We start from the raw sequence: 12,953 nt of genomic DNA, 5'->3' as shown, positions 1-12,953 counted from the left end.
CTAGGCTGGAACCTATGAGTGCCCCGAATAAACCGAGCCAGCGTGGTCCGCTGCGGATTACCGTCCCCTCGCGGGCCGACGGATTCCTGCGCCAGTTCACCGCGCTGATCGGTGGCCCGTTGGGTCGCCGCAGCGATCCGGGGCGAGTTAGTCCCGGATTCTTCAGTGTTGAACGCGTCATGATCCTGCTGACCACCCTCGGCGCGCTGTTCATGCTCTTGGCAAAGAACCCCTGCAGGCTTAATGGTTGGGGCGGTTCCAACCCCTACGTATATGCCTGCTACACCGACTGGGTGCCGCTCTTCGGGGCGCGCGGATTCGCCGACAACCCGTGGGTTCCGTTCAGCAGCGGGGCCGAATTCGAATACCCGGTGCTGATGAGCGCGGTGGCCTCGGCGGTTGCCGCGCTGGTCCCGCAGGGTCTGGAGAACCGCTCGCTGCTCTACTTCGATATGAACCTGACCATCGTGGCGATCCTCTGGGTGGTCACCGTGGTGTGCACGCTGCGCATGGGCGGGCGCCGTCCCTGGGACGCGGCGATGGTGGCGATCGCCCCGGGCATCATCCTGACCGCGAGCATCAATTGGGATATGTGGGCCGTGGCACTGCTTGCCATGGGCATGCTGTCCTTCGCCCGCGGACGCATAGTACTTGCCGGGGTGCTGATTGGCTTGGGCGCGGCGATGAAGATCTACCCGTTTTTCATCCTCGGCGCGATACTGGTGATCGCGCTTCGCACCGGAAAACTCAAGGTCTTCTGGGTGACCGGCGGCGCCGCCGCGGCCACCTGGGTCCTGGTAAATCTGCCCTACGCGCTGGCCTATCCGGACTCCTTTAGGCACTTCTTCACCTTTTCCTCGGAACGCGGTGCCGGGCTTTCAAGTTTCTGGCACGCGTGGAACGCGGTGGCAGCAAAAACCGATTCCATGGGTACCTTCGAGGCAGAACAGATCTCCCGTTACGGCCTGATTCTGTTCTTCAGCTGCTGCGCCGGTGTTGCGGTGCTCGGTCTGCTGGCCAAGCGTACTCCGCGCCTGGGGTCGCTGGCATTCCTGATCATCGCCTCCTTCGTGCTGGTCAATAAGGTCTACTCTCCGCAGTTCATCGTCTGGCTGATTCCGTTGTTCGCGCTGGCACTGCCACGCTGGCGGTTGTTCCTGGTCTGGATGATGGTGGAGGTCGCCCACTTCTACGGGCTATGGAACTATCTCGATGCATTCTCCGGAGAGCAAGACCCGCATAAAACCTTCCCGGAAATCGGCTACGTGGTGCTGGTGCTCGCGCATATGGGCATGCTTGCCTACCTGATGTTCCAGGTGGTGCGCTCGATCCTTGACCCGCGCCGCGATCCAATCCGTGCGGTAGGCCAGGAGGACCCGCTGGCTGGTGCCTTCGCCGGAGCCAAAGACGTTTTCACCTTGCGCGGACTGCGCAAGTCCACTAATACTTCTCAGGAGCAACAGGTATGAGCTCGATTGCAGTGGTTGGTTCGGGACCCAATGGCCTGGCCGCCGCCGCCGTGGCCGCCCGAGCGGGACTGCAAGTTGAGGTCTACGAGGCAAATGAAACGATCGGCGGGGCCGCGCGAACTCAGCCCCTGGAGGGCTCGAGCGCGAAGTTCGACCTGGGTAGCGCGGTGCATCCGATGGCGATGCTCTCCGAGGCGATGCATGAGCTCAACGTGCACGAACGGGTCGACTTCATTGTCCCGGAGCTATCTTTTGCGCATGTCCTTGACGAACGCACGGCCTACGCCTGGCGGGATTTGAAGCGCACCGGTGAGGACCTGGGCGCACGGGACGGGGTCGCCTATACCCGGTTGCTTGGCCCTTTGGTGGACCGAATGACGCAGCTGGGGGACACCTTGCTGAACCCGTTGCTGAGGGTGCCGGCGCATCCGTTGACCCTGGGCATCTTTGGCGCCGCAACGCTCGGCGGCATGGCGCTGAAAGATGTGCTCTCAGGGAAGTTCCCGCAGGCGGCCGCACTCTATGCCGGTTGCGCCGCACATGTGGCTGGCGGATCGCGCGGCCCGGCCAACGCCGGGGCCGGGCTATTTCTCGCGGCCGCGGCCCACAGCCAGGGATGGGCTATCCCGCGCGGAGGGTCGCAGGCCATCTCGGACGCGCTCGCCGCGGAAGTCACCGCCCACGGGGGCAAAATCCATACCGGGCACAAGGTGTCGCATGTTGATGAGTTGGCTGCCGAGTCTATCCTGCTCGACACCTCTGCCGAAGACGCGGCGAACCTGACCAGCGGCAGAATTCCCGAGAAACTAGCCAAGGCGTTGTCCCAGACCCGGCGCTCGCCGGGGAGCTGCCTGATACATTTTGTGCTTCGTGAAGCGGTTCCATGGAAGGACCCGGTCCTCGGCCAAACCGGTACCGTCCACCTAGGCGGGACCGCTCGCCAAATCGGCCGGGCCGAACGCATCGCCAACCGGCGTACCGCCGAGCATCCATACCTGATCGTTGCCCAGCCCTCGGTCTTCGATGATTCGCGGGCTCCGGGTGGAGAACAGGTCATCTGGGCCTACTGCCATGTGCCATTGGGCTCTGCCGCCGATATGAAGCGCCAAATCACCGCTCAAATCGAAGCCGCGGCCCCGGGCTTCAGCGACTTAGTCAGGGAAAGCTATGTCGTTCCGGCCACCGGGTTGGAACGACAGAATGCCGCGCTGGTCGGTGGTGACCTTTCGGGTGGAACCATGGATCTGCTCGGCAGCATCATGCGCCCCCGGCTCTCCCCGGAGCCGTGGTACTTGCAGTCCAAGGGGCTGTACCTGGTTTCTTCGGCGACGCCTCCGGGCCCCTCGGTGCATGGCATGGCCGGCTACCTCGGCGCCAAGGCAATGCTCCGTCGCGAATACTCTCTGGGAAGCTAAGAACTGAGGACTTTGATGGATTCGACGTACTTCGGGGTTTTCCCGGCATTCATCTTGCTGATCGTGTGGGCGGTCTTCATCATTCGGTACCGCAAGGATCCGCGCCGGTTGAGCAACGCGATACTGCTCTTTCCGCTGGTGCTGGGGAGTATCTCGCTGAGCATCAACTTACTGACCAGCCTGGTGCCCGGCCTCGGCTTGGTGCTTGTGCTGGTCTTCTTGCTGGCTCCACTGATCTTTATCGTGTTTGCCGGAGCGTTAATCCACAACGGTGTCGTGATGTGGCGGCGTGAAGGCCCAAGGATGTCGAACCTGCTCTCGCTGGTCGCGGGCCTGGCGGTCCTTGGCCTGCCAGTCTCGGCGTTTGTGATCTTGTCCATTAATACTTGGTGGGCCTACGCGTTCGCCTTTGTCCTGTTCATGTCCTCCTCCTTGGCCGCTTGCCTCTTCTCGATGCTGCTGCTTTATGCCTGGGTGCAGGCGAAGTTCCCCTCCAAGGGGCAAGCAGCCGCGGTGGTAGTACTGGGGGCACGCACCATTAAAGGCAAAGTCACTCCCTTGCTGCGCGGTCGATTGGATAGGGGAATCTCGCTCTACGAAACCGCGTCCGAGCCTAAACCCTTGTTGGTTCCGACCGGTGGGCAAGGTGGCGACGAGGTGGAGCCCGAAGGCGTCAGCATGGCACGCTACCTGCAAGAGCAGGGCATACCCGAAGCGCAAATCATGGTTGAAGATCAGGCAAAGGACACGATCCAGAATCTGGTCTTCTCCGATGCGTTGGTGCGTCAGCAGAAAGTCGAAGGCCAACTGTGGGTGGTGACCAGCGACTATCATGCGCTGCGTGCAGGCTTTGCTTCTCGCCAGCTCGGGTTGGACGCACGGGCTTTCGGCGGCAAGACCGCGGCCTACTATCGGCCGAGCGCCTTCTTGCGCGAATGCGTGGCCATCGTGCGGGATCATAAGCTGACCATGGGGTTGCTAGCGCTGCCTTTCGCCGCGGTGGTCATCGGGGCCTTGATGCTTCTGTTGAACTACGACCAGGTGCTCTAAGCAGCAAATACGTGCACCTATAGGTGTATGCTCATCGCCGCCGAGCTGCTGGCTCAGTCTTTGGAGTGAGAGCCAAGATCAGCATTCGGGGCGGTGCTTTCCAACTGTGCGGTTTCTAAACTGGAAGTATGATTCAGGCACATGAGTTAACCAAAAAATATGGTGCGAAAACCGTAGTCGACAACGTGTCGTTTACGGTGCAGCCGGGAATGGTGACCGGATTCCTCGGCCCTAATGGCGCGGGCAAGTCAACGACCATGCGCATGATCGTGGGGCTAGCCAAGCCGACCGTTGGGCAGGTCACCGTCAATGGCCGGAAATTCGCCTCCTCTAAACACCCGTTGACCGAGGTCGGCGCGCTACTTGAAGCCAAATCGGTACATAAGTCGCTCTCCGCGCGCTCCCACCTGCGATCCATGGCGGCCACCGGGGGAATTCCCACTTCCCGGGTGGACGAGGTTCTGGAACTCACCGGCCTGAGCCAACTTAACCGCAAGAAGGTTGGTGGCTTCTCGCTGGGCATGGGACAGCGTCTGGGGATCGCCTCGGCGCTGCTCGGGGACCCGCAAGTGCTGATCTTGGACGAACCGGTTAACGGACTGGACCCGGAAGGTGTCGCCTGGGTGCGTAACCTGGCCCGCCAGCAGGCGGCCGAGGGGAAGACCGTATTCATCTCCTCGCACCTGATGAGCGAGATGGCGCAGACCGCTGATCATCTGATTGTGATCGGCCGCGGCCGGATCCTTGCGGATGCTCCGATCAACGAGTTCATCGATGACGGGCTCTCGCAAACCATTGTCCGCTCCAGCGATCTGGAGCTGCTGATGAGCAGCTTGGCAGCCGATGGGGTGCAATTGACCCGTCTGGATGCGGAAACCTTGCGCGTCGCCGGCCCGGATTCCGAATCGATCGGCCGCCGCGCCCTGGAAGCCGGAGTCGTGCTGAGCGAGTTGCGTCCAATGCAGCGGACCCTGGAAGACGCGTACATGGAATTGACCCGCGACGAGGTCGAATACAAATCACGAATTCTCAACGAAGCAGTTGCCGGAGGAACGAACTAATGAGTACCCAGCTCGCAACCCCAACACGCGGCAAGGTCACCTTCGGTGGTGTGCTGCGTTCGGAATCAATTCGTTTCTTCTCACTGAATTCCACTCGTATTCTGCTGCTTGTGGCGATCGTGCTCAATATGGGCATTGCCGCAATTGGCGTGTGGGGAGTTGGCTCCTTTGCCGGCGAGGCCCCACCGGTGCCAGGCGCCCCGGACATGTCAAGTGCGGCCTTTACCGCAGAACTCGTGGGTTCCGGCCTGGCGTTCTCCCAGCTGATCCTCGGTGTTTTGGGCGTGCTGCTCATCAGCGGCGAATTCACCACCGGTTCGGCGGTGAGCACCTTCTTGGCCAGCCCGCAGCGTCTGCGCGTCTTCGCCGCCAAGGCTACGCTGATTACCCTGCTCTGCGCCGTAGTCCAGGTCATCGGAAGCACACTTGCCTACCTGGTATGCATGCCATTGGCCAAGAACTACAACATGGAGCTGGACTACTTCGGCGGCGATTTCCAGAACGTGCTCTGGTACGGAGTTTTGGCCGTGGTAATGGCTGCGCTGATCGGTTTGGCTCTGGGTGCACTGCTGCGCAACTCTGCCGGTGGAATTACCTCGCTGGTGGCGTTGTTCTTTGTGCTTCCCGCGGTCACCGGGCTGCTCACCTTGGTTGCCGACTGGGTCCAGGACATCGTCCGTTTCCTTCCGGACAATCTGAGCATGTCATTGGCTATGCCGCTGTCCTACCCCAGCGAGCTTGAGCAGTGGCAGCAGCTGCTCGGGGTAGCCGGATGGACGCTGATTCCGCTCATTCTGGGTGCTTGGCTGTTGAAGAGCCGAGACGTCTAAGAAGAGTTGTAGCAGTTGAGCAAACTAGACTGGATGACATGAGCCAAACATCGCTGCAGGAGCCGATAGTCTCCTTCGACGAGCTGGCGGCCAAGCGGATGGGCCGGGTACGCAGGTACCTGCGCACCCATCCGCGTGTGGTCGTTGTGGGAACCGTAGTAATCTACTTCTTCTTGGCGCTCCCCAACACCGTCATGATGGCCTATCTGCCACAGGTACCTCCGGCGCTGTATTTGCTGCTGACGGTGAGTATCGGGCTCGTGCTGCTCTGGCGTCGCAAGGCGCCGCTAACCGTGCTGAGCATCGTTTTTGTCCTTGAATTCGTCGGCATATTAATTGCCGGTCAAGGCGGCGGAATGGGCGGGGTCGGCATGACCATCGCCCTGTACACGGTGGGAACCAGTTATTCTGGACGGCGCGCGATCCCCATCGCGCTGCTCGCCGGCTGCTTCCAACTGTTGATGATGGTGTTGATGGGTTACCCGGACCTTTCGGATCTGACCGCGGAACCAGATGAAGAAAACCTCGATGACGCTGCGGCTTCCGGTATTCTCATCGGTGTCACCGGCGGATTCCTGATTGGTATTTACGCCGCCGCCGCGGCTATCGGTACGAACATCCGCAATGCGCGCATTCACGAGGCCGAGCTCAACCATTGGGCCTCACAGGTCTCGCGCCTTGCCCAGGTGCAGGAACGAAACCGTATTGCCCGCGAAATGCATGACGTGGTCGCCCACTCGCTTTCGGTGATGATTGCATTGTCCGAAGGGGCGCGCGTGGTCGGGCGGCGCGACCAGGAACGTTCCGAGCAGGTGCTCAAAGAACTCTCGGGCACCGGCCGGGCGGCGCTCGCCGACATGCGCCGCATGCTCGGGGTCTTACGCCAGAACGAGACCGGTGAGCCAGAGCTTAAACCAACCGGAGGCAGCCTCGACCAATTGCTTGAGGGCTTCCGTGTTGCAGGATTGCCGCTGACCTATACATACACCGGAAAGCAACTTCCCGAGGACGCCGCCTTCCAGCTGACGATCTTCCGTATTATCCAAGAGTCATTGACCAACTCCTTGCGCTACGCCCACAATGTCAGCAACGTGCAGGTGCGCATGGAACGCTGTGCGAGCCAGGTGCGGATCGAAATCATCGATGACGGTGATGCAACCCGTGTGCCAAGTGTCGGCACCGGTCAGGGACTGCGCGGGATGCGTGAACGCGTGGCGCTTTTTGACGGAACGGTGAACGCAGGGCCGGCGGCCAACGGCGGTTGGATCGTTAAAGCCTCCTTGCAATTGCCCGAATACAGCACGCAGAATCCAAGTCCCAAGGAGTAGCTCATGGAAGAAAATATTAAAGTGTTGCTGGTCGACGATCAGCCGCTGCTGCGCATGGGCTTCCGGCTGATTCTCGAAGGCGAAACCGATATGCATATCGTTGGGGAGGCTGCAGATGGCCTGGAAGCGTTGACGCAGACCGCGGCGTTGACCCCGGACGTGGTGCTGATGGATGTGCGCATGCCGAAGATGGATGGCCTTGAGGCGACCGAACGGATCGCCAAGCAGCATCCGGAAACGAAGATCATCATCTTGACCACCTTCGACCTGGATGAGTACGCGTTTTCCGGTTTGCAGGCCGGTGCCAGTGCCTTCTTGCTCAAGGATGTGGCCCCAGAGGAGCTGGTCTCCGCGGTACGGCTGGTTGCTTCGGGGGACGCGGTTGTTGCACCGCGTGTGACCGCGCGACTGCTTGAGACCTATGTGCGCAACGGCGCTAAAGGCCAGCCTGCGAAGAATGCGGAGGCTGTGGAACGCGATCCGTTACTCGATGATCTGACGCCTCGTGAACAGGAAGTGCTGCGCGCCCTGTCCGAGGGGTTGTCCAATGCGGAGATTGCGCATCGGTTTTTCCTCTCCGAGGCGACGGTCAAAACGCATGTGCGACGGATCCTGACCAAACTTCATCTGCGAGATAGGGTGCAGGCCGTGGTCTATGCGTACGAGACAGGATTGGTCATCCCTTCGCAGGGGCTGGACTTCTAAGGCTTTCGCAAAAAAATCGCCGTTGGCGGCACCCGTATAGGGTGCCGCCAACAGCGATTCTGCGCTTAACGGCGCTTCTGAGCCTTGCGCTCTTTCCTGGCGGTGGCGCGCAACTGAATCACGCGGGCAGCCCCAGCTGCAGCAATCAACAAGCCACCGCCGACGGCGGCAATGAAGAGCGCCAGTCCAAGATTTACCTGGCCTTCGTAGGTGAAGTAGCGCAGCGTCACCTGATCCTGATTCTGGGCAATGAAAATGATGAGCAGCACCAGGACAATGAGCCCCAGCACGGATGCCGTCCAGATCCGTCCGAGCCTGGTGACAGGCAACTTGGCCTCCGGTTCAGGTGGCGGGGTCTTACCCTTGGATTTTTTCGGTTGGTCGACCGGACCGGTTACCGGTTTTGTTACCGCAACTTCGTCTGGATCTGGTGTTGGCTCGTGACCAACCGGGATCTCATCTGGGCTGTGAGGAGTCGATGTCATGATTTCGCTCGTTTCCTAGTTGGCTACTTTCTGCCAGCATTGCCCGAATATGGGCACTTCGTCAAGTGCAATACCTTTTGATTCGCTGGTCAGAGCTATTCGATGATCAAGAATGCCGAAGTTGAGCCATGCATCGGGTCAGCCCGTATGCGCCAAGCCAGCCCGGACTCCAAGGATCCGCAGGCAAGTTGCTGAAAACTCCATGGTGCATTCGTTGGCATAGCCGCTAACGGCAGAAGCCCACTAAGCTGGACAAAGCTCGGCAATTCAGGCCGACACCGAAACCTGATGAAAGAAGTGAGCACCCAGTTATGGCACAAGCCGCAGCAATGGCCCACATTGCAGACCTGGCCGAATACGTAGCGACCTCCCCGTCGAGCTTCCACGCGGCAGCCAGCGCCGCCAAACGATTGGATGCCGCGGGCTTCACCGCATTGGACGAATCGGCCGCGTGGAAGCTGAGCGCGGGCTCCTACTATGTGGTGCGTGACGGCGCCGTCATCGCCTGGGTCCAGCCCGAAGCCGCCACCGCAACCAGCGGTTTCCACATCCTCGGTGCGCACACCGATTCACCCGGTTTTAAGCTCAAGCCCAAACCAACCACCGGCTCCAATGGATGGTGGCAGGCAGGGGTTGAGGTCTACGGCGGTCCGCTGCTGAATTCCTGGCTGGACCGCGAACTGGTGCTCGCCGGACGTCTGGTGCTGCGCGACGGGTCCGTGCACCTGGCTCAGACCGAACCACTGCTGCGCATCCCGCAGCTCGCGATTCACCTGGACCGCCAGGTCAACGACGGCCTGACCTTGGACAAGCAGGCCCACACCAACCCCATCTTCGGCGCCGGGGAGCTGGCAGACGCAGACATTCTAGGTATTCTGGCGGCCGCAGCGGGCGTGGACCCGGGCTTGGTTGCAGGCTATGACGTGCTGACCGCTCCGGCCCAGCGTGGCGAGGTATTCGGCCACGGCAAGGACTTCTTCGCCAGTTCACGACTGGACAACCTCACTAGCGTGCATGCCGGGCTGATTGCGTTGACCGGTTACTCGCGGAACCCATCGGGCAACCACATCGCCATGCTCGCCGCCTTCGACCATGAGGAAATCGGTTCGGCATCGCGTTCCGGTGCCAGTGGACCATTCTTGGAAGAACTGCTGGGCCGGATCCAGGCATCCTTCGGCGCGAGCACCGAAGACACCGCCCGGGCGATGTCGGCCTCGGTCTGCCTCTCCGCGGATGCCGGCCACGCGGTGCACCCGAACTATGCGGAGCGCCATGACCCGGCCAACCGACCGCAGCTCAACGGCGGACCCTTGCTGAAGATCAACGCCAATCAGCGCTACGCCACCGACGCAGTCGGGGCAGCTGCCTTCGCGAATTGGTGCGAGAACGCAGGAGTTCCATACCAAGAGTTCGTCTCGAACAACCGGGTACCGTGCGGTTCGACCATCGGCCCGCTGACCGCCACCCGTTTGGGCATCCGCACCCTGGACGTAGGCGTCGCGCTGCTATCGATGCATTCGGCCCGCGAGATGTGCGGCGTGGATGATCCTTGGTACCTCTCGAAGGTCTCCCGCGAGTTCTTCGGAGCCTAGGGAAAATGATCTCAGCTCCAAATGAACTCAAGATCTTGCTTTGATTCCGAGTTCATTTGGAGTTTGAGTTGGTCGTTGCCGCTGAGTTCGCTGGCAACTTCGAGCCTCGAGGTACCGCGGCGCTTGATGGCATAATCGCCTTCATGACGATCTTCGCTCAGGACCTGTTGGTGTTCCAGCAGACCAAAAACATCTCGAAGAATGACTTCGCCATCAGGGACGGCGCTGGCGTGCAGGTTGCCCACGTTGAAACGGGTGGCAGCGCGCTGGGCCGGATGTTTGCCGGGGCCCGGCAGCTTACGGTTTTTGACGGTCCAGACAATCCGGTCATACAGGTGAAAGACACCATGACCTTAGGCCGCGACCGCTTGGAAATCCTAGATGGCCCGGGCAATCCGCTGGCTAGTCTGGTCAAGCGAATCACCTTCTTCAAAACTCGAATCACCATCGATTTTCAGGGTGAGGAGCTGGAAATGTCCGGTGATATTTGGGGATTCGATTTCCAAGTCACCGGAGCGGCGGGTGTGCTAGCCAGCGTTGCGCGCGAATGGTCGGGTGTGGGCAATGCCCTGCTCGGTAAATCCACCTATGCCTTGCGGCTTGCCCCAAGCCTCACAATTGGGCAGCGTCAGGCCGTCATCGGGTCGATCTTGGCCCTCGACCTCATTCGGGAGAAGCAAAAACGTAGTAGCTGAGCAGAATCCCGCACCTTAGCTCCCGGGCACGCGCATCGGCGAGGCAGGGAAGCCTGATATCGAGCCAGCAGTGCCCCGGAGCGGCAGGTGCATGGAGATACGGATTCTCTGGCTTCTTGCAGCTCCGGCGCAGGGGATTGGTACCTGCCGATGGCCTGCGAGTCATCGGATAGTTACTATCCGTTAACCCGGCGGTGGTCGGATAGAACTCTATGAGCTCCCCTCCTGCTGCCCCCAAGAACTTCCGGCCCGAGATCCAGGCGCTGCGTGCCCTCGCGGTCCTTTTGGTGGTTGCCTACCACCTGGAGCCTGGACTGCTGCCCGGCGGTTATATTGGCGTGGACATCTTTTTCGTGATCTCCGGCTTCCTGATCACCTCGCACCTATTGCGGGAGGCGCAGCGTACCGGGACGGTGAACCTGGCCTCCTTCTTCGCCGGGCGTGCCCGCAGGATCTTGCCAGCCGCAATGCTCGTCATATTGGTGGTCGTTGCGGCGGCCCTGGCCATCTTCCCCAAAACCCAGTGGGGGACACTGACCGTGCAGGGCCTCGCCTCGGCCTTCTCGGTGCAGAACTGGGTGCTGGCCGCGGATTCCGTGGACTATCTTGCGTCCGAGCAGGCACCCGGACCCCTGCAGCACTTTTGGTCCCTAGGGGTTGAGGAGCAGTTCTACCTGTTCTGGCCACTGCTGGTGCTGGCGGCCTGCCTGCTGGTCAAACACAACCTCCCCGGCCCGCGAGCCGATCGCTTTGCCTCCCGCCGCCGGATGCTGTGGATCGCCTTTACAGTTATCGCACTGCTTTCCTTGGGCTATTCGATCTTCACCGGATATTCCGGGGACGCCGCGGGCTACTTCGTGACAACTACGCGCATCTGGGAACTAGCGGCCGGAGGGCTGCTCGCCCTTGCAGCGGATGGGCATGCCAATGGCGCCTTCACGCTTCCGCGCTGGGTCAGCTCCTGGTCGGTGCGCAATGGGCTGGTGCTGCTCGCGCTCGCCGCAATTCTCGGTGCGGCCTTCAGCTATGACGCGCAGACCGTATTCCCCGGAATCGCTGCCGCCGTTCCGGTGCTTGGCTGTGCGGCAATCATTGCCGCAGGCACCACCTCGGGTCCCGGTTCGCTGCACGCGCTAGTGAATTTTGCTCCGGTGCAATGGATCGGGTTGGCCTCATACTCTTTGTATCTCTGGCATTGGCCGTTGATAGTTTTCGCCACCCATCTCACCGGGCATGATCCGACCCCGGTGGAATCATTGGCGCTTATGGCAGGATCCCTGGCGCTGGCCTGGGCCAGCCTGCGTTTCGTCGAAACCCCGGCACGACATTGGCAGCCAGTGGCGGCCTCCGCGAAGCGCTCGCTGCTCGCAGGGGCCACCATGATCGCGGTGGTTGCGTCCGTGGCGCTGATTCCGGGCGTAGCGCAGCGCGAATCGATCGAGCGCGAGCAGCAACAAGTCGCGGCGCTGCTGCAGAACCCGCCGGCCGGCTTCGGCGCCGCCTCCGTATCCGCTGGCGCCCCGGCCTACCTGGCAGATCAGCCCCAGATCATTCCAGTGCCGGCAACGGCCGAAGATGATCAGCCGGATCTAGGCGAATGCGTGCAAGACCCGCAATCCACCCAGATCAAGGAATGCGAATTCGGCAGCAAGGACGCCACCTTTACGGTGGCCCTAGTAGGTGACTCCCACGCGGCCCACTGGTTCGAGGCGCTCGCCGGCCACGCCAAGGAGCGCGGCTGGAAGATCGTGACCTATTTGAAGAACTCCTGCCCGTTCAGCGCCGAAAGTCGCACCGCCGAACGCGAGGGAGGGATCAACTGCGCCGAAGCCAATGAGCAGACACTGAAGAAACTCAGTGAACGCGAGGACCTCAACGCGGTCGTTGCGGCCAACTGGGGCGGCGCGAGCTTCGTCGGGGACGCGGCTCAGGGATACGCCGAGCAGTGGGGCAAGCTAGAAAACGCAGGACGCCAGGTGTACGCGGTGGTTGATACGCCGCGGCCGCCGCAGGATTCCTATGCACGCGACTGCGTGGAGGAACACTCCTCCAACCCCGAGCAGTGCTCCTTCGACAAGGAGTCCGCCTTCGAAGAGGGGGATGCCACGCGGCAGGCCGCGAAGCTTGAGCCGCGGGTTCAGGTGCTGGATTTCAGCGATCAGTTCTGCATCGACCAGCGCTGCCCGGCGGTCATCGGAAATGTGCTGGTCTACCGGGATAAGCATCATGTCTCGGACACCTATATGCGCACACTGGCGCCGGTTTTCGGTCAGCGTCTGGAAGCTGCAATGGACGGCGAGCAAAAATGAGTTCATGATCTAGG

General features: G+C 61.2%; 11 protein-coding genes. 10 read left to right on the top strand and 1 reads right to left on the bottom strand.

From position 1 onward, the window contains the following. Nucleotides 1-14: 14 nt before the first annotated feature. The 7 genes from CQ017_RS12870 (at nt 15) to CQ017_RS12840 (ending at nt 7,858) form a co-directional block, all read left to right on the top strand. Nucleotides 15-1,469, top strand: coding sequence for a glycosyltransferase family 87 protein (locus CQ017_RS12870; protein WP_105554039.1), 1,455 nt, complete (start codon nt 15-17; stop codon nt 1,467-1,469). After that, complete coding sequence (locus CQ017_RS12865) at nt 1,466-2,884, top strand: NAD(P)/FAD-dependent oxidoreductase (protein ID WP_105554038.1); 1,419 nt, start codon at nt 1,466-1,468, stop codon at nt 2,882-2,884. The genes CQ017_RS12870 and CQ017_RS12865 overlap by 4 nt, the downstream gene beginning before the upstream one ends. Nucleotides 2,885-2,899: 15 nt before the next feature. After that, nucleotides 2,900-3,934, top strand: coding sequence for a YdcF family protein (locus CQ017_RS12860; RefSeq protein ID WP_105554037.1), 1,035 nt, complete (start codon nt 2,900-2,902; stop codon nt 3,932-3,934). Nucleotides 3,935-4,062: 128 nt separating this feature from the next. Continuing rightward, on the top strand, nt 4,063-4,995 hold the full coding sequence (locus tag CQ017_RS12855) for an ABC transporter ATP-binding protein (RefSeq protein ID WP_105554036.1): 933 nt from the start codon (nt 4,063-4,065) through the stop codon (nt 4,993-4,995). Then, nucleotides 4,995-5,825 (top strand): ABC transporter, encoded by an 831-nt coding sequence (locus tag CQ017_RS12850; RefSeq protein ID WP_105554035.1) that lies wholly within the window; start codon nt 4,995-4,997, stop codon nt 5,823-5,825. The genes CQ017_RS12855 and CQ017_RS12850 overlap by 1 nt, the downstream gene beginning before the upstream one ends. A 38-nt stretch (nt 5,826-5,863) precedes the next feature. Further along, on the top strand, nt 5,864-7,153 hold the full coding sequence (locus CQ017_RS12845; RefSeq protein ID WP_181148320.1) for a sensor histidine kinase: 1,290 nt from the start codon (nt 5,864-5,866) through the stop codon (nt 7,151-7,153). A 3-nt stretch (nt 7,154-7,156) separates the two neighbouring features. Beyond that, a complete protein-coding gene (locus CQ017_RS12840; protein ID WP_105554033.1) occupies nt 7,157-7,858 on the top strand; it encodes a response regulator transcription factor in 702 nt (233 codons plus the stop codon). Nucleotides 7,859-7,923: 65 nt separating this feature from the next. Here CQ017_RS12840 and CQ017_RS12835 read toward each other — a convergent pair whose 3' ends face one another. Beyond that, nucleotides 7,924-8,343, bottom strand: coding sequence for a lipopolysaccharide assembly protein LapA domain-containing protein (locus tag CQ017_RS12835; RefSeq protein ID WP_105554032.1), 420 nt, complete (start codon nt 8,341-8,343; stop codon nt 7,924-7,926). 311 nt (nt 8,344-8,654) lie between these two features. Here CQ017_RS12835 and CQ017_RS12830 point away from each other — a divergent pair, with 311 nt between their 5' ends. The 3 genes from CQ017_RS12830 to CQ017_RS12820 all read left to right on the top strand — a co-directional run bounded on the left by CQ017_RS12830 (nt 8,655) and on the right by CQ017_RS12820 (nt 12,939). Beyond that, nucleotides 8,655-9,935: a M18 family aminopeptidase gene (locus CQ017_RS12830; RefSeq protein ID WP_105554031.1), complete on the top strand. Its 1,281-nt coding sequence runs from the start codon at nt 8,655-8,657 to the stop codon at nt 9,933-9,935. 143 nt (nt 9,936-10,078) lie between these two features. Continuing rightward, nucleotides 10,079-10,630: an LURP-one-related/scramblase family protein gene (locus CQ017_RS12825; protein ID WP_146112482.1), complete on the top strand. Its 552-nt coding sequence runs from the start codon at nt 10,079-10,081 to the stop codon at nt 10,628-10,630. 212 nt (nt 10,631-10,842) lie between these two features. Continuing rightward, entirely contained in the window at nt 10,843-12,939 is a 2,097-nt protein-coding gene (locus CQ017_RS12820; RefSeq protein ID WP_105554029.1) for an acyltransferase family protein, read from the top strand. Nucleotides 12,940-12,953 lie beyond the last annotated feature (14 nt).

Origin of the sequence: Arthrobacter sp. MYb224, from assembly GCF_002975455.1 — a bacterium.
In the GTDB taxonomy this organism is placed as follows: domain Bacteria; phylum Actinomycetota; class Actinomycetes; order Actinomycetales; family Micrococcaceae; genus Glutamicibacter.
The sequence above is the reverse complement of the archived record's forward strand: the minus strand, read 5'-3'. Positions and strand labels throughout refer to the sequence as shown.

What these genes read in the sequence shown, in the direction of transcription:
- CQ017_RS12840 (WP_105554033.1), top strand. Translation starts at nt 7,157, where the DNA reads ATGGAAGAAAATATTAAAGTGTTGCTGGTCGACGATCAGCCGCTGCTG.
- CQ017_RS12860 (WP_105554037.1), top strand. Translation starts at nt 2,900, where the DNA reads ATGGATTCGACGTACTTCGGGGTTTTCCCGGCATTCATCTTGCTGATC.
- CQ017_RS12850 (WP_105554035.1), top strand. Translation starts at nt 4,995, where the DNA reads ATGAGTACCCAGCTCGCAACCCCAACACGCGGCAAGGTCACCTTCGGT.
- CQ017_RS12855 (WP_105554036.1), top strand. Translation starts at nt 4,063, where the DNA reads ATGATTCAGGCACATGAGTTAACCAAAAAATATGGTGCGAAAACCGTA.
- CQ017_RS12835 (WP_105554032.1), bottom strand. Translation starts at nt 8,343, where the DNA reads ATGACATCGACTCCTCACAGCCCAGATGAGATCCCGGTTGGTCACGAG.
- CQ017_RS12830 (WP_105554031.1), top strand. Translation starts at nt 8,655, where the DNA reads ATGGCACAAGCCGCAGCAATGGCCCACATTGCAGACCTGGCCGAATAC.
- CQ017_RS12870 (WP_105554039.1), top strand. Translation starts at nt 15, where the DNA reads ATGAGTGCCCCGAATAAACCGAGCCAGCGTGGTCCGCTGCGGATTACC.
- CQ017_RS12820 (WP_105554029.1), top strand. Translation starts at nt 10,843, where the DNA reads ATGAGCTCCCCTCCTGCTGCCCCCAAGAACTTCCGGCCCGAGATCCAG.
- CQ017_RS12865 (WP_105554038.1), top strand. Translation starts at nt 1,466, where the DNA reads ATGAGCTCGATTGCAGTGGTTGGTTCGGGACCCAATGGCCTGGCCGCC.
- CQ017_RS12825 (WP_146112482.1), top strand. Translation starts at nt 10,079, where the DNA reads ATGACGATCTTCGCTCAGGACCTGTTGGTGTTCCAGCAGACCAAAAAC.
- CQ017_RS12845 (WP_181148320.1), top strand. Translation starts at nt 5,864, where the DNA reads ATGAGCCAAACATCGCTGCAGGAGCCGATAGTCTCCTTCGACGAGCTG.